General features: G+C 69.2%; 16 protein-coding genes. 9 read left to right on the top strand and 7 right to left on the bottom strand.

Going from position 1 to position 18,145, the window contains the following annotated elements:
• The first annotated feature begins 8 nt into the window (after window positions 1–8).
• The 5 genes from C9I47_RS03640 to C9I47_RS03620 all read left to right on the top strand — a co-directional run bounded on the left by C9I47_RS03640 (window position 9) and on the right by C9I47_RS03620 (window position 3,776).
• Window positions 9–245, top strand: coding sequence for a K+/H+ antiporter subunit F (locus C9I47_RS03640; protein WP_111267942.1), 237 nt, complete (start codon window positions 9–11; stop codon window positions 243–245).
• The gene (locus tag C9I47_RS03635) at window positions 242–607 is read left to right on the top strand and encodes a Na+/H+ antiporter subunit G (protein ID WP_111265534.1); all 366 of its coding nucleotides are present in this window, start codon (window positions 242–244) and stop codon (window positions 605–607) included. Before C9I47_RS03640 ends, C9I47_RS03635 begins: the two co-directional genes overlap by 4 nt.
• 129 nt (window positions 608–736) lie before the next feature.
• A complete protein-coding gene (locus C9I47_RS03630) occupies window positions 737–1,300 on the top strand; it encodes an ATP-dependent zinc protease family protein (protein WP_111265533.1) in 564 nt (187 codons plus the stop codon).
• On the top strand, window positions 1,297–2,826 hold the full coding sequence (locus tag C9I47_RS03625; RefSeq protein ID WP_111265532.1) for an inactive transglutaminase family protein: 1,530 nt from the start codon (window positions 1,297–1,299) through the stop codon (window positions 2,824–2,826). The genes C9I47_RS03630 and C9I47_RS03625 overlap by 4 nt, the downstream gene beginning before the upstream one ends.
• Window positions 2,823–3,776, top strand: a complete 954-nt coding sequence (locus tag C9I47_RS03620) for an alpha-L-glutamate ligase-like protein (RefSeq protein ID WP_111265531.1) — start codon at window positions 2,823–2,825, stop codon at window positions 3,774–3,776. The genes C9I47_RS03625 and C9I47_RS03620 overlap by 4 nt, the downstream gene beginning before the upstream one ends.
• 18 nt (window positions 3,777–3,794) lie before the next feature.
• Here C9I47_RS03620 and C9I47_RS03615 read toward each other — a convergent pair whose 3' ends face one another.
• Complete coding sequence (locus C9I47_RS03615; protein ID WP_111265530.1) at window positions 3,795–4,748, bottom strand: sodium:calcium antiporter; 954 nt, start codon at window positions 4,746–4,748, stop codon at window positions 3,795–3,797.
• Window positions 4,749–4,858: 110 nt separating this feature from the next.
• Window positions 4,859–5,647, bottom strand: coding sequence for a lectin (locus tag C9I47_RS03610; protein WP_145985417.1), 789 nt, complete (start codon window positions 5,645–5,647; stop codon window positions 4,859–4,861).
• Window positions 5,648–5,890: 243 nt separating this feature from the next.
• Between C9I47_RS03610 and C9I47_RS03605 the strand changes: the two genes are divergently transcribed.
• Window positions 5,891–6,508 (top strand): hypothetical protein, encoded by a 618-nt coding sequence (locus C9I47_RS03605; protein WP_111265528.1) that lies wholly within the window; start codon window positions 5,891–5,893, stop codon window positions 6,506–6,508.
• A 30-nt stretch (window positions 6,509–6,538) separates the two neighbouring features.
• Here the strand turns inward: C9I47_RS03605 and hmgA are convergent, their stop codons facing one another.
• Both hmgA and hppD read right to left on the bottom strand, forming a co-directional pair.
• Window positions 6,539–7,834, bottom strand: a complete 1,296-nt coding sequence (gene hmgA / locus C9I47_RS03600) for a homogentisate 1,2-dioxygenase (protein ID WP_111265527.1) — start codon at window positions 7,832–7,834, stop codon at window positions 6,539–6,541.
• Window positions 7,835–7,980: 146 nt separating this feature from the next.
• On the bottom strand, window positions 7,981–9,075 hold the full coding sequence (gene hppD / locus C9I47_RS03595) for a 4-hydroxyphenylpyruvate dioxygenase (protein WP_190238595.1): 1,095 nt from the start codon (window positions 9,073–9,075) through the stop codon (window positions 7,981–7,983).
• Between the two features lie 138 nt (window positions 9,076–9,213).
• On the opposite strand from hppD, the gene C9I47_RS03590 reads away from it, so the two are divergent.
• A complete protein-coding gene (locus C9I47_RS03590) occupies window positions 9,214–9,732 on the top strand; it encodes a MarR family winged helix-turn-helix transcriptional regulator (protein WP_111265525.1) in 519 nt (172 codons plus the stop codon).
• A gap of 71 nt (window positions 9,733–9,803) precedes the next feature.
• A complete protein-coding gene (locus C9I47_RS03585) occupies window positions 9,804–10,124 on the top strand; it encodes a DUF7709 family protein (protein WP_111265524.1) in 321 nt (106 codons plus the stop codon).
• Window positions 10,125–10,215: 91 nt separating this feature from the next.
• On the opposite strand, the gene C9I47_RS03580 is transcribed toward C9I47_RS03585, so the two are convergent.
• From C9I47_RS03580 to C9I47_RS03570, 3 genes are all read right to left on the bottom strand, one after another.
• The gene (locus C9I47_RS03580) at window positions 10,216–11,745 is read right to left on the bottom strand and encodes a peptide MFS transporter (protein ID WP_111265523.1); all 1,530 of its coding nucleotides are present in this window, start codon (window positions 11,743–11,745) and stop codon (window positions 10,216–10,218) included.
• 149 nt (window positions 11,746–11,894) lie between these two features.
• Window positions 11,895–13,472 carry an AbgT family transporter gene (locus C9I47_RS03575; protein WP_111265522.1) on the bottom strand — a complete coding sequence of 526 codons (1,578 nt, stop codon included), beginning with the start codon at window positions 13,470–13,472 and terminating at the stop codon, window positions 11,895–11,897.
• A gap of 72 nt (window positions 13,473–13,544) precedes the next feature.
• Window positions 13,545–14,441 (bottom strand): tryptophan 2,3-dioxygenase, encoded by an 897-nt coding sequence (locus tag C9I47_RS03570; RefSeq protein ID WP_111265521.1) that lies wholly within the window; start codon window positions 14,439–14,441, stop codon window positions 13,545–13,547.
• Window positions 14,442–14,634: 193 nt separating this feature from the next.
• Here C9I47_RS03570 and C9I47_RS03565 point away from each other — a divergent pair, with 193 nt between their 5' ends.
• Entirely contained in the window at window positions 14,635–17,907 is a 3,273-nt protein-coding gene (locus tag C9I47_RS03565) for a lamin tail domain-containing protein (protein ID WP_190238594.1), read from the top strand.
• Window positions 17,908–18,145: the final 238 nt, after the last annotated feature.

Here is an 18,145-nt window from a genome sequence, read left to right as displayed (position 1 = left end):
CGCTGTACATGGTCGCCCTGGCCATGTTGTTCAGCCTGTACCGCCTGCTGGCCGGGCCGTCGGTGCCCGACCGCATCCTCGCCCTGGACACCCTCTACATCAACACCATCGCCGCCCTGATCCTGTTCGGCATGCAGTTGCGCTCGTCGATCTACTTCGAGGCCGCGCTGGTGATCGCGATGCTGGGCTTCGTCGGCACGGTGATGCTCAGCAAGTACGTGCTGCGCCGGGATATCGTCGAATGAACGCCGCGCTGGAATACCTGCTCGCCGCGCTGCTGCTGATCGGCAGCGGCTTCGTGCTGGTCGGCTCGCTCGGCCTGGTCAAGCTGTCGGACTTCTTCAAGCGCCTGCACGGGCCGACCAAGGCGACCACGCTCGGGGTCGGCTGCATCCTGCTGGCCTCGATCGGCTACCACGCCTGGATCGGCGACGGTCTGGGCCTGCGCGAGATCCTGGTCACCCTGTTCCTGTTCATCACCGCTCCGGTCAGCGCCCACCTGATGTCGCTGGCGGCGCTGAAGATCGGCCTGCAGCGGCGCCCCCCGCGCCCCGACGCGGAAACCGGCGGCGTCTCCGGGCGGGAGCCGGACGAAGCCGGCCACTGACCGCCCGGGCCGCGGGCCCGAAGCTGAACTGGCTGCCCATTTCGGCGCAGCCGGAGCGGCCGATCCGGCGAAAATGCGCTCCGGGCACAGTAGCATTACCGGTTTGCAAGCCAATCCGGACGGAAAATCATGACCCGATCCATTGCGAGTCTTTACGTCGCCTGCCTGCTGGCGTTCGCGCCGGCCGCCTTGGCGGGCGACTCGCAGGACGCCAACAGCAAGGACATCCTCGGCTGGATCGAATGGGTCGACATCGGCCGCGGGCCGCTGCGACTCAAGGCCAAGCTGGATACTGGCGCCACCACCTCCTCGCTGACCGCCGAGGACATCGAGGTGTTCAAGAAGGATGGCAAGCGCCACGTCCGCTTCGTGGTCCGCGATGTCGACCACGACATCGAGGAGTCGTTCGAGTCGCGCCTGGTCCGCTATGTCCGCATCCGCCGCCACGACGACACGACGCAGCGGCGCCCGGTGGTCGAGCTGGGCATGTGCCTGGGCACGGTCTACCGCAGGCAGGAGTTCACCCTGGTCGACCGCAGCTCGTTCGTGTACCCGGTGCTGGTCGGCCGCAACTTCATGGCCGGCCACGTCGTCGTCGACCCCGGCGAGACCTTCATCCAGCGGCCATCGTGCAGGCGCCAGGGAATGCTGAGTCCCGACGCCGCTGACGCGGTCGGCCCGGAAGCGGCATGAATCGCTGGCACCTCAGGATCCTCGCCACCCTGCTGGCGGCGGCCGCCATCGGGCTGATCGCCTACAAGGCCCGCGTGCTGGGGTATCCGCTGGTACCGGCCGAGGAGGTGGAGAGCTGGGTGGTGGAAGCGCGCCTGGGCTTCGAGCCCGACGGCCGCGCGATCAAGGCCGAACTCGCGATCCCGGCCAACCCGCCGGGCTTCCTGATCCTCGACGAGAACTTCGTCTCGCGCGGCTACGGCGTGCAGACCGAGGAACGCGAGGACAATCGGCTGGCGCTGTGGAGCATCCGCCGCGCGTCCGGCCAGCAGGCGCTGTACTACCGCGCGACCCTGTCCGGACACCAGAGCGAGACCGTGGACGAGGCGGTTCCGGCGCTGGACCAGGCACCGGAGTACGGCGAGCTCGAGGGGGCCGCGGTCGAGGCCATCCTCGACGAGGTCCGCAGCAAGTCCGCCGACATCGCGACCTTCTCATCGCTGCTGGTGAAGATGCTCGCCGGCCCCGCCCCCAACGAGAACGTGCAGCTGTTGCTGCCGCAGCCGGCGACCCGCGAGCAGCTGACCCGGACCTCGATCCATGTTCTGGCCGGCGCCCACATCCCGGCACGGATGGTCTGGGGCATCCATCTGGCCGAAGGCATCCGCGACCCGGTCCCCGAGCCCTGGCTGGAGGTCAACAACGGCGAGCGCTGGATCGCGATCAACCCCGCCGACGCCAGTCACGGCTACCCGTCCGACTTCCTGATCTGGTGGTACGGCGACGCGCCGCTGTTCACGGTCGAGAACGCGCGCCATCCCGAGCTCAAGTTCTCGGTCACCCGCAGCCTTGAGCCGGCCCTGGAGATGGTCGGCCGGCAGACCGAGCTGGTCGGCTCGCCGGTCAGCGCCTATTCGCTGTCGAACCTGCCGGTGCACGTGCAGAACGTCTACCGCTCGCTGCTGCTGGTGCCGATCGGCATCCTGCTGATCGTGATCCTGCGCAACGTGGTCGGCATCCGCACCTTCGGCACCTTCATGCCGGTGCTGATCTCGCTGGCGTTCCGCGAAACCGACCTGGCCTCCGGCGTGCTGCTGTTCTCGGTGATCGTGACCCTGGGCCTGGCGGTGCGGTTCTATCTCGAACACCTCAAGCTGCTGCTGGTGCCGCGACTGGCGGTGGTGGTGATCGTGGTGATCATGCTGATGCTGCTGGTGAGCATGCTGGCGCACCGGCTCGAGTTCGACGTCGGACTGTCGGTGGCGCTGTTCCCGATGGTGATCATGGCGATGACCATCGAGCGCATCTCGATCGTCTGGGAGGAGCACGGCCCGGCCGATGCGATCACCCAGGCGATCGGCAGCCTGGCGGTGGCGATCGCCTGCTATCTGGCGATGTACAACGCGCGGGTCGAGTACTTCGTGTTCGTGTTCCCCGAGGTGCTGCTGCTGGTGCTGGCGATCGCGCTGATGATGGGCCGCTACACCGGCTACCGTCTCAGCGAGCTGCTGCGCTTCCGCGCGCTCGCCCAGGGGGCGCGGCGGTGAGGTGGTTCGCCTGGCCCGGTGAGCTGCGCCGTGCCGGCGTGCTGAGCATGAACGCGCGCAACGCGCTGTACATCGCCGAGCGCAATCCGCGCCGGCTGTACCCGCGGGTGGACGACAAGCTGCTCACCAAGCAGCTCGCGCTGGACGCCGGAATGGCGGTGCCCGACCTCTACGGCGTGGTATCGACCTACCACGACGCGCGCCGCTTCGAGCGCCTGCTGGAGGGACGCGAGGACTTCGTCATCAAGCCCGCCCGCGGCGCCGGCGGCGACGGCATCGTGGTGGTGGCCGGACGCCTCGGCGACGGCTATCTGAAGATCAACGGCGCGCGGATGGCGCGCGAGGACATCGTCTACCACCTGGGCAACATCCTGTCCGGGATGTACAGCTTCGGCGGGCGCCCCGACCGCGCGATGATCGAATACCGGGTGCGGCCGGACTCGGTGTTCAACGCGATCTCGCACCTGGGCGTGCCCGACGTGCGGGTGATCGTGCAGCGCGGCTTCCCGGTGCTGGCGATGCTGCGACTGCCCACGCGCGCCTCCGGCGGCAAGGCCAACCTGCACCAGGGCGCGGTCGGCACCGGCATCGACATCGCCACCGGACTGACCACGCACGGGGTCTGGCACGGCCATCCGGTCGACAAGCACCCCGACAGTCTGGAACCGCTGGAAGGGGTGGAGATTCCGGGCTGGGACCGGATCCTCGAGCTGTCCGCGCGCGGCTACGAGCTGACCGGGCTGGGCTACCTCGGCGTCGACATCGTGATCGACCGCGAGCAGGGGCCGCTGATCCTGGAGCTCAACGCCCGACCCGGCCTGGCCATCCAGGTCGCCAACCGCCGCGGCCTGCGCGCGCGGCTGGAACAGATCGACCGCGAGGCGGACCCGAACATGGACGCGGACGCGCGCGCCGCCTTCGTGCGCGAAAGGTTCGCCGGCGCGCGATAGCCCCTCGCCGGCGCCTGCTCAGCCGTACAGGAACAGCAGCTCCAGACCGACCCAGCCGGCGCAGGCGGCCAGCAGCACGCCGCCCTCGCCGCGGCTGATGCGCAGATCGCCGCGCAGCATCGGCACCAGCATCAACGCGACCAGCAGCGCCGCCGGCAGCTCGAAGCGCACGAACGAGGCGGCGATCGGCAACGGCTGCCACAGCGCCATCGCGCCGACCACCACGAACAGGTTGAACAGGCTGGAGCCGATCACGTGGCCGGCGACCATGTCGCCCTGCCCGCGCCGTGCGGCCGCGATCGCCGCGGCGACCTCCGGCAGTGCCGTCGCGATCGCCACCGGCAGCAGGCCGGTCAGCAACGGGGTCATGCCCATCGCCGCGCCCAGCACCAGCGCGTTGTCGACCACCAGCCCGGCACCGTAGTACAGCAGCGCCGCGGCCACCGCGAAGCGCAGCAGGTTCAGCCCCAGCGCAGTCCGGGTCTGCGCGTAGGCGGCGATCGCGTCCTGCACCTCGGGCGCCTCGTTGCGGGTGCGCGCCAGCGCGAACGCCAGCACCGCGACGAAGGCCGCCAGCAGCCCCGCCCCCTCGATCCGGCCGAGACCGCCGTCCAGCGACAGCCCGATCACCGCCAGCGTGCCCAGCAACAACAGCAGCAGCAACGGCGACAGCGCGCGCCAACGCACCAGCAGCGGCGCCGCGACCGCGGCCGCGCCCAGGGTCAGACCGAAGTTGACGATATTGCTGCCGACCGCGTTGCCCAGTGCCAGCGCCTGCTGACCGTCGACCACGGCCCGGAGATTGACCGCCAGTTCCGGCAGCGAGGTGCCGAACGCCACCAGCACCAGTCCGGCCACGAACGGCGAGGCGCCGATCCGCTGGGCCAGGCCGGAAGCGCCCTTGACGATCGAATCGCCGCCCAGCGCCAGCAGCACCAGGCCGAGCACGAACCACAGGATGGTTGCGGACATCTGACGCTCCCCTACGCAGTCGGTCGGCGCGGGCCGGGCCTTGCGGCGCCCCCGCGTCGATCCATTCTAGCCACGATGCCGCGGCGGCGAGCGTCCGTGCCTGCGGCCGCTCAGGAGCAGCCTTCCACGTAGTCCACCTGCGGCGCGCGGCCGGCGCGCCAGGCGCTGACCCGGCCATCGGCGTCGACGACGAACACCAGTACGCCGTCGCCGCCGCCGGCATCGCCCACGCCCAGGCCGGTCACCCGCAGGTACTGCCCGCCCTCGACGTACTTGTGCGGCATCGCCTCGTAGCGGCCGGCGTAGAGCGCGCGGATCGCATCGCCCTGCACGCCCACGCGGCCACCGCCCGGCGCCTCGATGTCCGGGTCGGAGACGTCGTAACGCACGAACCGCCCGTCTTCGAGCATGAACGCCGGACTCTCCCCGCCGCTGCCGTTGCCGGCGCGCAGGTAGTGGCAACTGCTGCCCTCGGCCGGTTCGCCGATCGCGGCCAGCGCGGGTTGCTCCGTCCAGGCCGCGCGCATCTGCTCGGCAGTCATGCCGATCCGCAGCGGCCCGTACCCGTCCACCCGGGCCGGGCCGGTCTCGCGCGACGGCGGCGGCTGCAGGCCCGACGCGGTGGCCGGAGGCACGTCCTCGGCCGGCTGGTCGTCGAGCGCCAGCGTCTGTTGCGGCGCGCCATCATCGTCATCGCCGGGGACCGGCGCGGCGGCGGCGGCGCTCGCCGCCGGCGCATCCGTCGTGTCGACGATCGCGGCCGCATCTCCGCCATCGTCGTGACGCTGGCAGCCGACCAGCAGGACCGCCGCCAGCATCGCCGCCAGCGCGGCCGCAGGCACCGCCGGGCGCTCGCCCACGGGCAACGGATACGGTGCGTTCGACTGGGACCGGAGCATCCCGGTCTGCGCAGGTGTTCTCATGGGCGCTCTCATGGCTTGACGGACGGACAAGGGGCACAGACTAGCGGCTCCCCATGTGCAGCCGGCGCGAACGCGGTGGCGGCGACCCGCGCCCGGACACGAGGAACACGTCACGGATTCCAGCGATTCCTGTGCCACATCGCACACGGGGAACGCGAATGTAATCGCGTTTTAACCTGCCGTCACTAGCCTCTGGCGCGCACTCAGCGGGGGCCTGCGATGCTGCTGCACAAGACGCCCAAAGCCCATGCCGCCCTGACCGGCCATTCGGCCCGGCTCAGTACCGTGGAACGGCGCGCGCTGATCATCAGCAACGGCCAGCGCGATCTGGACGAGATCGTCGGCCTGCTCGGCGGCAATGCCCGCGCTGCGGTCGAACGGCTGCTGCGCGAGGACTATCTGGTCGCGAACCGGCGCCCGCGCTCGCCCCTGGATGCGGCGGCATCGATGCCGAAGGGCGCGCCGCAGGCCCCCGCTCGCCTGCCGCACGACACGCCGGCCCCGGCCTTCGGTGCGACCGCCGCACCCTCGCCCGCAGCGGCCACGCAACAGTCCCTGCGCAGCGCCCCCCGGCGCTCGCTGGCCGCGTCGAAGATGTACGTGATCGGCCTGTTGCAACTGCTGCGCAACGCTGATGCCGCAGCCCTGGCCGCCACCCTGCAGGCCAGCCGCGACCCGGACGAGACGGTCGCCGGCATGCTCGACGCGCTGCGCCACATCCATGCCACCTGCAACCCGTCCTATACCCACCGGGTCGCCGATCGCCTGACCGAGATCCTGCCCGAATCCCACCTGCTGACGCTGCATGCCGAGCGCGCCCGCTGGTCGCGGGCCTGAGGAACCCCCGGCACGCCCGCCGGCTGACAGTCAGCGCGGCGGTGCGAAGTGTTTCTTCAGGCCGGCCCAGCAGGCCTGGTAGTCGCGCTGGCGATGCCCGGCCTCGACCGCCTGCGGGGTCGGCCGCAGCACCGCGCGGGTCTCGAACATGAAGGCCATGGTGTCGGCGATCACGTCCGCCTGCGACAGGTCGGCACTGCTGGCCTTCTCGAAGGTCGCCGCATCCGGGCCGTGCCCGCTCATCGAGTTGTGCAGCGACGCGCCGCCGGGCACGAAGCCCTCGGCCTTGGCGTCGTAGGCGCCGTGCACCAGGCCCATGAACTCGCTGGCGATGTTGCGGTGGAACCACGGCGGCCGGAAGGTGTCCTGCGCGACCAGCCAGCGCGGCGGGAAGATCACGAAATCGAGGTTGCTGGTGCCCGGGGTGTCGCTGGCCGAGTGCAGGACCAGGAAGATGCTCGGGTCCGGATGGTCGTAGCTGATCGAACCGATCGTGTTGAAGCGACGCAGATCGTATTTGTACGGCGCGTAGTTGCCGTGCCAGCCGACCACGTCCAGCGGCGAATGCCCGATCGGCGCCCGCCACAGGTGGCCCTGGAACTTGGCGATCAGCTCGAAGTTCCCCTGCACGTCCTCGTAGGCCGCGTTCGGGGTCAGGAAGTCGCGCGGATTGGCCAGGCCATTGCTGCCGATCGGTCCCAGGTCGGGCAGGCGCAGCAGCGCGCCGAAGTTCTCGCACACGTAGCCGCGCGCCTCGCCGTCGGGCAGCGACACCGCGAAGCGGATGCCGCGCGGGATCACCGCGATCTCCTGCGGCTCGATCTCGATCATGCCCAGCTCGGTGGCGATGCGCAGGCGGCCCGACTGCGGCACGATCAGCAGCTCGCCGTCGGCGTCGTAGAACCAGCGCCCGTCCATGTCGCGGTTGGCCGCGTACAGGTGGATGCCGACGCCGTGCTGGCCGGCCGGCGAACCGTTGCCGGCCATGGTGAACAGGCCGTCGACGAAGTCGGTTGGCGACGACGGCATCGGCAGCGGGCCCCAGCGCATCTGGTCGGGACTGACCGGGCCGTCGCCGAAGTCGTTGTGGAAGGTGCCGGTATCGATCCGCTCGAACGCGCCGTGCATTGCCGCCGGACGGATCCGGTACAGCCAGCTGCGGCGGTTCTCGGCGCGTGGCGCGGTGAAGGCGGTGCCGGACAGCTGCTCCGCGTACAGACCGTGCGCGACCCGCTGCGGCGAGTTGCGTCCCACCGGCAGGGTGCCGGCGACCGCCTCGCTCGCGAACTCGTTGCCGAAACCGGATTGGTAACCGTTCGATTCCATGCGCGTCCCGCCTCGATCCGGGAACAGGGTTGATGTAGGAGCGGCGTGAGCCGCGAAACAGGTCGATCGCGGCTCACGCCGCTCCTACGGGAACATGCAACGACAGGGCCCGGCCTGCCTGGGACGGGCCCCGCGGCGAAGGGGCGTTACAGCACGCCGCGCTTCATCTGGTCGCGCTCGATCGACTCGAACAGGGCCTGGAAGTTGCCCTCGCCGAAGCCCTCGTTGCCCTTGCGCTGGATGATCTCGAAGAAGATCGGTCCGATCGCGTTCTGGGTGAAGATCTGCAGCAGCTTGCGCTGCTTGGTCTCCGGATCGGCGTCGATCAGGATCTTGTTCTTCCGCAGCCGCGGCACGTCCTCGCCGTGGTCCGGGATGCGCTGGTCGATCACCTCGAAGTAGGTGTCCGGGGTGTCCAGGAACTCGACGCCGGCCGCGCGCATCGCCTCGACGGTGTCGTAGATGTTGTCGGTGAAGCAGGCGATGTGCTGGATGCCCTCGCCCTTGTAGGCGTCGAGGTACTCGTTGATCTGCGACTTCGGATCGCTGGACTCGTTGAGCGGAATCCGCACGATGCCGTCCGGCGCGGTCATCGCCTTCGACACCAGGCCGGTCTTGGCGCCCTTGATGTCGAAGTAGCGGATCTCGCGGAAGTTGAACAGCTTCTCGTAGTAGTCCGACCACTTGGCCATGTTGCCGAAGTACAGGTTGTGGGTCAGGTGGTCGATGAAGGTCAGACCGAAGCCGGCCGGATTGGCGTCGGCGCCCTCGATCGCGGCATAGTCGTCGCCATAGACGCTGCCGGCGTCGCCGTACTTGTCGACCAGGTACAGCATGCAGTCGCCGATGCCCTTGACCACCGGCGCCTCGACCGCCTTGCTGTCGGCCTTGTCGGTCACCGCCTCGCCGCCGTTGCTGACCACGGTGTCGAACACCTTGCCGGCCGATTCCTTGAAGCGGATCGCGAAGCCGCAGGCGCACGGGCCGTGCTTGGCGGCGAAGTCCGCGGCGAAGCTGTCCGGGTCCTCGTTGACCAGGAAGTTGACACCGCCCTGCCGATACACCGTAATCGGACGGCGCTTGTGGCGCAGCACGGCAGTGAAGCCGAGCTTGCGGAAGTAGTCGTGCAGGGCCTCGCCCTGTCCGGCCGGCGCGGCGAATTCGACGAACTCGAAGCCGTCGATGCCGAGCGGATTCTCGAACGTGGTGACCTGCATGCCAAGGTTGGGCTGGGCGCTCATGGGGGACTCCTGGTGTCTGCTGGGGGCAGGGTCTGCCCTGGGGATGGAGAGGAACCGCCACCAACGACACGGACGGCGACGATCCACATCCCCGCTTTATAGTTTCAAATGAAACCATACGCAAGGCCATCGTACGAGATGAACAGCTCCAAGCCGACCGCCAATCCGCCCACGGGCAAGGCTCCGCAAGCCCCGGCCCATGCCCAGCTCGATCTCGAGCACTTCCTGCCGTACCGCCTGTCGGTGCTGTCGAACCGGGTCAGCTCGGCGATCGCGGGCGTCTATTCGGAGCGCTTCGCGCTGGGCATCACCGAATGGCGGGTGATGGCCGTGCTCGGCCGCTACCCGGACCTGTCCGCCAACGAGGTCGCCCAGCGCACCGCGATGGACAAGGTCGCGGTCAGCCGCGCGGTCGCGCGCCTGGTCGAGGCCGGACGCCTGGTCCGCGAGATGCACGACGACGACCGCCGCCGCTCGGTGCTGAGCCTCAGCGAGGACGGCTACCGGATCTACGATGAGGTCGCGCCGCTGGCGCTGGACTTCGAGCGGCGCCTGCTCGGCGGGATCAGCGAGGCCGAGCGCGCGGTGCTGTTCAACCTGCTCGACCGGCTCGACGAACTGGAACTGCAGGCCGAGGCCGAGGCCGCCGGCGGCTGAGACAGCACGGCTTGCCCATGGTCGGCGGCGCCCCCAGATCGGGAGCCGTCGCCATCGCACAGACCGCTTCCATGTCCGACGCCCCCACGCACACCGCCGACCTGGCCGGGATCAACCACAAGATCGTCGCCGACGGCGAAAGCCTCCCCGCAGTCAGACTCAAGGACGGCAGCACGGTGCAGACCGGCACCGTCGCCACGATGCTGCACAACATCGGCCTGTACAACGCCGGCGAACGCGGCGAGGTCGAGCGCCAGCTGGAACTGGCGGTGCCGACCCTGATCAAGGTCGGCCTGTTCGAACTGTTCCCGCCGAGCGAGTGGCTGGCCGGCGACAACCCCGGCCGCCGCTTCGTCGGACTGAAGGCGCGGGCCCTGCTCGACGGCGCCTGAGCCGCGACACGGCACTTCCCGATTCGCATCCCCACAACGGACGACGGCGACCCGAGGGCCGCCGTCGCCGGGTTCGATGACGGTCAGGCCGTCACTTCACGCCGTGCATCAGCTTGTTGACCAACGGCGCGATCAGGAACAGGAGCACGCCGGCGCCGGCCAGCAGCCAGAAGCTGAAGGTGAAGCCCTGCAGCGCGGAATCGACGGTCATGCCGGTCTCGCCGGAGATCTCGCCGGCCAGCAGACCCGACAGGTTGTTGCCGATCGCGACGCTGAGGAACCAGCCGCCCATCGCGAAGCCGACCAGGCGCAGCGGCGCCAGCTTGGTCACCATCGACAGCCCGATCGGCGACAGGCACAGCTCGCCGAGGGTCTGCAGCACATAGCACAGCACCAGCGGCCAGAACGGGATGGTATTGGCCTCCTTGTCGACCAGGCTGGTCAGCGCGTACATCAGCACCGCGAAGCCCAACGCATTGCCGATCAGGCCAAGGCCGAACTTGCGCGGGATCGACGGCTCGAAGCCCTTCTTGCTGGTGAACGCCCACACCGCGGTGACGATCGGTGCCAGCGCCACGATCGCGATCGGGTTCACCGACTGGAACCAGCCGGTCGGGAACACGAAGCCGCCGGGGCCGAACAGGTCGCGGTCGACGATGTTCTGGGCGAGGAAGTTGAACGAGCTGCCGGCCTGTTCGAAGAACATCCAGAACAGCACGTTGAACAGGAACAGGATCAGCATCGCGAAGCCGCGGTCGCGCTGCACGGCGCCTTCGCGGATCGCCTCGACGACCAGCATGCCGATCACCGCCACGAACAGGATGCCGAGCAGCCAGGCCAGGCCGACCGCGCCGACCTTGGCCATCAGCAGGTAGACCAGCGGGATCGCGGCGACGGCCGCCAGGGCGACGTAGACGACACGCTGCTTGCCCGCCATCTCCGGCGAGGGGCGCCCGATGTCGCCGAGCTGGCGGCGGCCGAACCAGAACCAGAACAGGCTGAACAGCATGCCGATGCCGGCGGCGGCGAACACCACCTTGTAGGCGGGGAATTCCGGGCTGCCACCGAGCATCTGCTCGGCCAGCCAACCGGTGATCAGCGGCGCGATCAGCGCACCGGCGTTGATGCCCATGTAGAACAGGGTGAAGCCGCGGTCGCGGCGCGGGTCGCCCTGCTTGTATAGCTGGCCGACCATCGTCGAGATATTGGGCTTGAACAGGCCGTTGCCGACGATCACCGTGGCCAGGCCGAGCAGGAAGATCTGCTGGTTCGGCACCATGATCATGAACAGGCCCGCGGACATGATCACCGCACCCAGCAGGATCGAACGCTGGTAGCCGATGACCCGGTCGGCGACGTAACCGCCGAAGATCGCGGTCGCGTAGACCAGTGCCAGATAGGCGCCATAGGTGCGGCCCGCATAGGCCTCGCCGCTGGAATCGCCATTGAAGAACTGCGCGACGATGTACAGCGTCAGCGCCCAGCGCATGCCGTAGAACGCGAAGCGTTCCCAGAACTCCGACATGAACAGCATCCACAGGGGTTTGGGATGCCCCATGATCTGCTTGAATTCCGGAATGGCGGCTCCCTGCCCCGGCGTTTGCGATGCGGTTCCGCTCATGCGGTCTCCCCCGTAAGAAAGTGTTTCTTAAGAATTATGAATGCGCCCGCGCTGGACACACGGGACGGGCGAGGATTACCGACGCCGCGGCCCCGCGTCAAACCAGCGGCGTATTGCTGCAATGCAACAAGACCCCGGACGGGAACCGCTCACCCGGCCGGATAGACGTAGCTCGCCCCGACCCCCAGCGGCAGCCCCAGCGCCCAGAAGGCGAGCAGGAACGCCGTCCACAACACCAGCAGGGCGATCGAATACGGCAGCATCAGCGCGATCAGGGTGCCGATTCCGCTGGATTTCACGTATTTCTGGCAGAACACCACGATCAGCGGGAAGTACGGCATCAGCGGGGTAATGATGTTGGTGCTGGAGTCGCCGACGCGATAGGCGGCCTGGGTCAGATCCGGCGACACTCCCAGTTGCATCAGCATCGGCACCATCACCGCGCCGATCAGCGCCCACTTGGCCGAGGCCGAGCCGACCATCAGGTTGACGAAGCCCGACAACAGGACGATGCCGGCCAGGGTCACCCCCATCGGCAGGTTCATCGCCTGCAGCAGGCTCGCGCCCTCGATCGCCAGCAGCGCGCCGAGGTTGCTCTGGCCGAAGGCATAGATGAACTGCGCGCAGAAGAAGGCCATCACCACGTAATAGCCCATCCCGCTCATCGCCTTGCTCATGCCCTTGATGATGTCGCGGTGCGAGCCGGCGCTGCCGGACACGTAGCCGTAGACGACGCCGGGAATCAGGAAGAACACGAAGATCAGGCCGACGATCGAGCGCATCAGCGGCGCCGCCGCGGTCAGCAGCGGATTCACCCCCGACAACACCTGGTCCGCCGGCGCCGCCCACGGCGTTCCCGGCAGCAGCAGGGTCGCCACGAACAGCATGATCGCCAGCACCGTCGCGACCAGCGCGGCAATCAGGCCACGGACCTCGGCGGCCGCCAGCGGCTCCATCTTCGGCATGTCGGCGGGGTCTCCATCGACCTGAGTGCCGCGCAGGCGCGGTTCGATCACCCGGTCGGTCAGGAACCAGCCGACCGCGACCACCAGGAAGGTCGACGCGGTGGTGAACACGTAGTTGTTGAGCGGGTTGATCTGGACCGAGGCATCGGTGATGTGCGCGGCCGCCTGGGTCAGCCCGGCCAGCAACGGGTCCAGGCTGGAAGGCACGAACATCGTCGCCGAGAAGCCGCCCGACACGCCGGCGAAGGCAGCGGCGACGCCGGCCAGCGGGTGGCGCCCGGCGGCGTAGAAGATCACCGCGCCCAGCGGGATCACCAGCACGTAGCCGGCGTCCACCGCGACATGGCTGAGCACGCCGACCGCGATCAGCATCGGCGTCAGCAGCACGCGCGGGGTGACCGTCAGGATCGCCCGCAACGCCGCGCTGATGAAGCCGGTGTGCTCGGCCACCCCCAGTCCCAGCATCGCCACCAGCACCACGCCCAGCGGCGGGAAGTTGACGAAGGTCGGCACCATCTGCGCCATGAACTCGACCAGCGCGTCGCCGCCGAGCATGTTGCGGATCTGGATCGGCTCGCCGCTGCGCGGGTCGATCGCGCCGAAGCTGACCTGGGACAGCAGCGCCGAAGCGACCCAGACCGCCAGCATCAGCAACAGGAACAGCATCGCCGGGTCCGGCAGGCGGTTGCCGACGCGTTCGACCGCATCGAGGAAACGGGTGACGATGCCGCGGGGCGTCGGGGTGGCGGTCGGCTCGGGCATGGAAGCTCCTGGCTGGATGGATCGGACCCGCGCTCGACACGACGGGCGGGGCGATCCTAGCAGCTGGCGGCCTCAGCTCCGGTCGGGCGCGGCCTCTCCGCCGCCATATCCGGCCGACGGCGAGATCGAGGTGCGCACGTCGAACAGTTCGGGGAAGAAGGTCAGCTCCAGCGCCTGCTTGAGGAAGCCCACCCCGCTGGAACCGCCGGTGCCGCGCTTGAAGCCGATGACCCGCATCACCGTGCGCATGTGGCGGAAGCGCCACAGCTGGAACTGGCTTTCCAGGTCGACCAGGTCCTCGCACAGCGCGTATTCGCGCCAGTAGCGGTCGGTATCCTCGTAGATGCCCTCGAATACCCGCACCAGCGCCGGGTCGTGCACGTGGGTGTGGCGCCAGTCGCGCTGCAGGTGGGCGTCCGGCACCGCGTGGCCGAAACGCGACAGATAGATCAGGAACTCGTCGTACAGGCTCGGTGCCAGCAGCACCCGCTCCAGGCCCGCCTGCGCCTGCGGATCGTAGGCGAACACCTTCAGCATCGCCTCGTTCTTGTTGCCCAGCAGGAACTCGATGGTGCGGTACTGCAGCGACTGGAAGCCCGAGGAGGGCCCCAGCGTCTCGCGGAAACCCATGTACTCGGACGGGGTCAGGGTCTCCAGCACCGACCACTGTTCGGTCAACTGGCGCATCACCTGCTTGCAGCGGGCGAGGATCTTGCGGCACTGCCAGACCTCGTCGCGCTGCAGATGGGCGATCGCCGCGGTCAGCTCGTGGATCATCAGCTTCATCCACAGCTCGGAGGTCTGGTGCTGGATGATGAACAGCAGCTCGTCGTGGTGCGCGGGGCGGGTCAGCGGCTCCTGCGCCGACAGCAGCCGGTCCAGGTGCAGATAGCCGCCGTAGCTCATCCGGCCCGAGAGGTCGGTATGGATGCCGGACTCCAGCTCGCGTTCGTTCTTGTCGACGGTCATGGGGAATTCCTGCGCGGGGGCGCAAGCGTAGCGCATCGACGCCGCCGCCGGCCGGCGGAGCCGCCCGGCCGGGCCCCGCCGGTCATGGTTTTGAAACCGGCGCGGCTCAGGCTAACGTGTCCCGTGCCGTCCGGGACCATGGTCGGTCCCAACAGGGGGACGGGCGCCCACAACCTTTATGGGGAAGGAATTCATGCATATCTCATCCGGCCGTTCAAGCGGCCGTCTGCTCGTGGCCGTCCTGGGGGTGGCCTCGCTGGCGACGTTCGCCGGCCAGGCCCACGCCGAGGTCGTCGTCAGCCAGGTCTACGGCGGCGGCGGCAACTCCGGGGCCACCTATCGCAACGACTTCATCGAACTGCGCAACAACGGCGCCAGTGCGGTCGACCTGAGCGGCTGGAGCGTCCAGTACGCCTCCTCCAGCGGCAGCTCCTGGCAGCGCACCGAACTGTCCGGCAGCATTGCCCCGGGCGGCTTCTACCTGGTCCAGCAGGCCGCCGGCTCCGGCGGTACCGCCGACCTGCCGACGCCCGACGCGATCGGCACGATCAGCATGTCCTCCAGCAACGGCAAGGTCGCCCTTGTCAACGGCGGCGGCGCGCTGAGCGGCACCTGCCCGCTGGGCGAGACCGTGGTGGTCGACTTCGTCGGCTTCGGCAGCGCCAACTGCTTCGAGGGCGCCGCCGCGACCCCGTCGCTGAACAACACCTCGGCCGCGCTGCGCAAGGGCGACGGCAGCATCGACAGCGACGACAACGCCGCCGACTTCGACCGCGGCGCGCCGGATCCGCGCAACAGCGGCGCCGAGCCGCCGGATCCGCCGGAACCCCCGGTCGCGCTGACGATCGCCCAGATCCAGGGCGACGGCCTGGTCTCGGCGCACGTCGACAAGACCGTGATCACCGAGGGCGTGGTCACCGCGCTGAAGTACAACAACGGCTTCTTCCTGCAGAGCGCCAACGACGACGGCAACCCGGCCACCTCGGACGGCATCTTCGTCTACACCGGCAGCGCCCCGACCGTCGCGGTCGGCGACAGTCTGCGGGTCACCGGCACGGTCACCGAGTTCACCCCGTTCTCCGACGCCAACCAGCTGAGCATCACCGAGCTGGTGTCGCCGACGATCGAAGTGCTGGCCAACGGCGCCGCACTGCCGGCGGCGATCGAACTGACCGCGACCGATCTCGGCCCCGACGCACTGCCCGGCGCCCTGGAGAAGCTCGAGGGCATGCGCGTGAGCGTCGCCGAGGCCATCGCGGTCTCCGGTTCCGGCGGCAGGATCGACGAGAACGACGCGCGCGCCTCCACCGACGGCGTGTTCCACGTCACCCTGCCCGGCATCGCCCGTCCGTTCCGCGAGGCCGGCATCGGCGTGCTCGACGCGGCCGACATCCCGGCCGACAAGAACCCGCCGCGCTTCGACACCAATCCCGAGCGTCTGATGGTGCGCAGCTGGGGCCAGATCGGCTCGGCGCCGCTGTCGGTCGACGCCGATGCGCAGGTCGCCGGGTTGCTGGGCGTGCTCGACTACTACTCCGGCACCTGGGCGCTGCTGCCCGACGTCGGCACCCCGCCGACCGTCGCCGGCGGCCGCCTGCCCGAAGCGGTCAACGACGCGTCCTACGACGAGGTCACCATCGCCAGCTTCAACATGCTGCGGCTGTTCGACGAGATCGCCGACGGCAATGGCGCGACGACCCTGACCCCGGAAGCGCTGGACCGGCGCCTGGCCAAGGCCGCGCTGGCGGTCTGCGACTACCTGAAGTCGCCCGACATCATCGGCGTGGTCGAGGTCGAGAACGCCCGCGTGCTGCAACTGCTGTCCGATCGCATCGACACCAGCTGCCCCGCGGCACCGGGCTATGTGCCCTACCTGGAGCCGGGCAACGACATCGGCGGCATCAACGTCGGCTTCCTGGTCAGCTCGCGCGCGGTCGACGGCGGCCTCGCCCGCGTCGAGGTCCTGGACGTGACCCAGTTCGGCAAGGACACCCTGCTGAACAACCCGAACGGCAGCACCAGCCTGCTCAACGACCGTCCGCCGCTGCGCCTGCGTGCGCGCATCCACCAGGACGGCAGCAGCGCCTACCCGGTGACGGTGATCGTCAACCACCTGCGTTCGCTCAACGGCATCGACGACTTCTCGCCGGGCAGCAGCGGCTGGGCGACGACCAGCGAGCGCGTGCGCGCCAAGCGTGGCGCCCAGGCGGCCTACCTGGCCGGTCTGGTCGAGCAGTTCCAGCAGAACGACCCGAACGAGCGCATCGTGCTGGTCGGCGACTTCAATGCCTTCGAGGTCAACGACGGCTACGTCGACGTGATGGGCATCGTCCGCGGCGACGCGGCGCCGGCCGACCAGGTCCTGACCTGGGTCGACAGCCCGCTGACCACGCCGCTGGTCGACGGCTCGCAGCTGATCCCGGATCCGGCCGAGCGCTACTCGTACGTGTTCGCCGGCAACGCGCAGACGCTGGACCACGTGCTGGTCAACGAGACCCTGGTGATGGACTCGGCGATGCTGGAAATCGATCACCCGCGCATCAATGCCGATTTCGGCGTCGACAACTTCGACGACGCCACCATCGCGATCCGCTCGTCCGACCACGACCCGGTGCGCCTGCGCATCGCCGTGCCTGGCTTCCGTCGCGCCGACCTGTCGGTGACCGCCTCGTCGGCCAGCACCGGCGCCGAGGTCGGCGACAGCGTCCGCTTCGACGCCAGCGTCGCCAATGCCGGTCCGGGCGAGGCGACCTCGACCGCGGTGGCGTTCGTGTTCGATGCCCTGCTGGTGCCGGCTCCGGCCAGCATCCCGAGCGGCTGGACCTGCGCCGCGCCGGTGCAGGATGCCGACAGCACCACCCTGACCTGCACCACCGCCTCGTTCGCGAGCGGTGCCAGTGCCGCGTTCGCGATCGACGCGATCGTCCCCGCCTCCAGCGCGGGCGACGCGCTGCGCGTGGGCGTCGCCGCCCAGTCGCAGGTCAACGACCCGGCCAACGCCGACAACCAGGCCAGCGTCAGCGTCCCAGTCGCCGCCCTGGGCTCGGCCGACCTGTCGGTGCGCCTGATCGGCGATGCCCGCCCGCTGCGTCGCAACACCATCGCGACCTTCCTGGCGCCGGTGCGCAACGCCGGTCCGGATGCGGCGAACAACGTGCGCCTGGTGGTCGAGGGCAACGTCGAGGCCAACCGTGCCGCGATCGCCGCCCCGCGCGGCTGGTCGTGCAGCCGCGCCACCGCCACCGCCAGCGGCTTCCGTGCCGAGTGCCTGCGCGAAGGCAGGATGGCGCGTGGCACCCAGTGGCTGGCGTTCGCGGTGATCGTCCCGGGCCATCCGCGACGTGGCCAGGCGCTGTCGTTCAGCGCCGAGGTCGACTCCGATACGCCGGACCCGCGTGGCGACAACAACCACGACGAACTGGACGTGCGCTTCGGCCGCGGCCACGCCTACGGCCGCCGTCACTGAGCACGGCCCAAGGCGGTAACCACGAGGGCGCGGCCGAAACGGCCGCGCCCTTTTTCGTGCCCGCAGGGATGGCGTAGGACGTGTCGCGAATCTGGACAGCCTCGTCGGTCGCGCGAACGGCAACGGTACGTCGCAGGAGCGGCACAAGCCGCGATGAAACATTCATGGGAAGGCCCATCGCGGCTCACGCCGCTCCTACGGGATGGGATGAGTGCCCGATCAGCCCCCTGAGTGAGGG

Origin of the sequence: Marilutibacter maris (genome assembly GCF_003233695.1) — a bacterium.
Taxonomy (GTDB): domain Bacteria; phylum Pseudomonadota; class Gammaproteobacteria; order Xanthomonadales; family Xanthomonadaceae; genus Marilutibacter; species Marilutibacter maris.
This window is presented reverse-complemented; position numbering and strand designations above follow the sequence as displayed.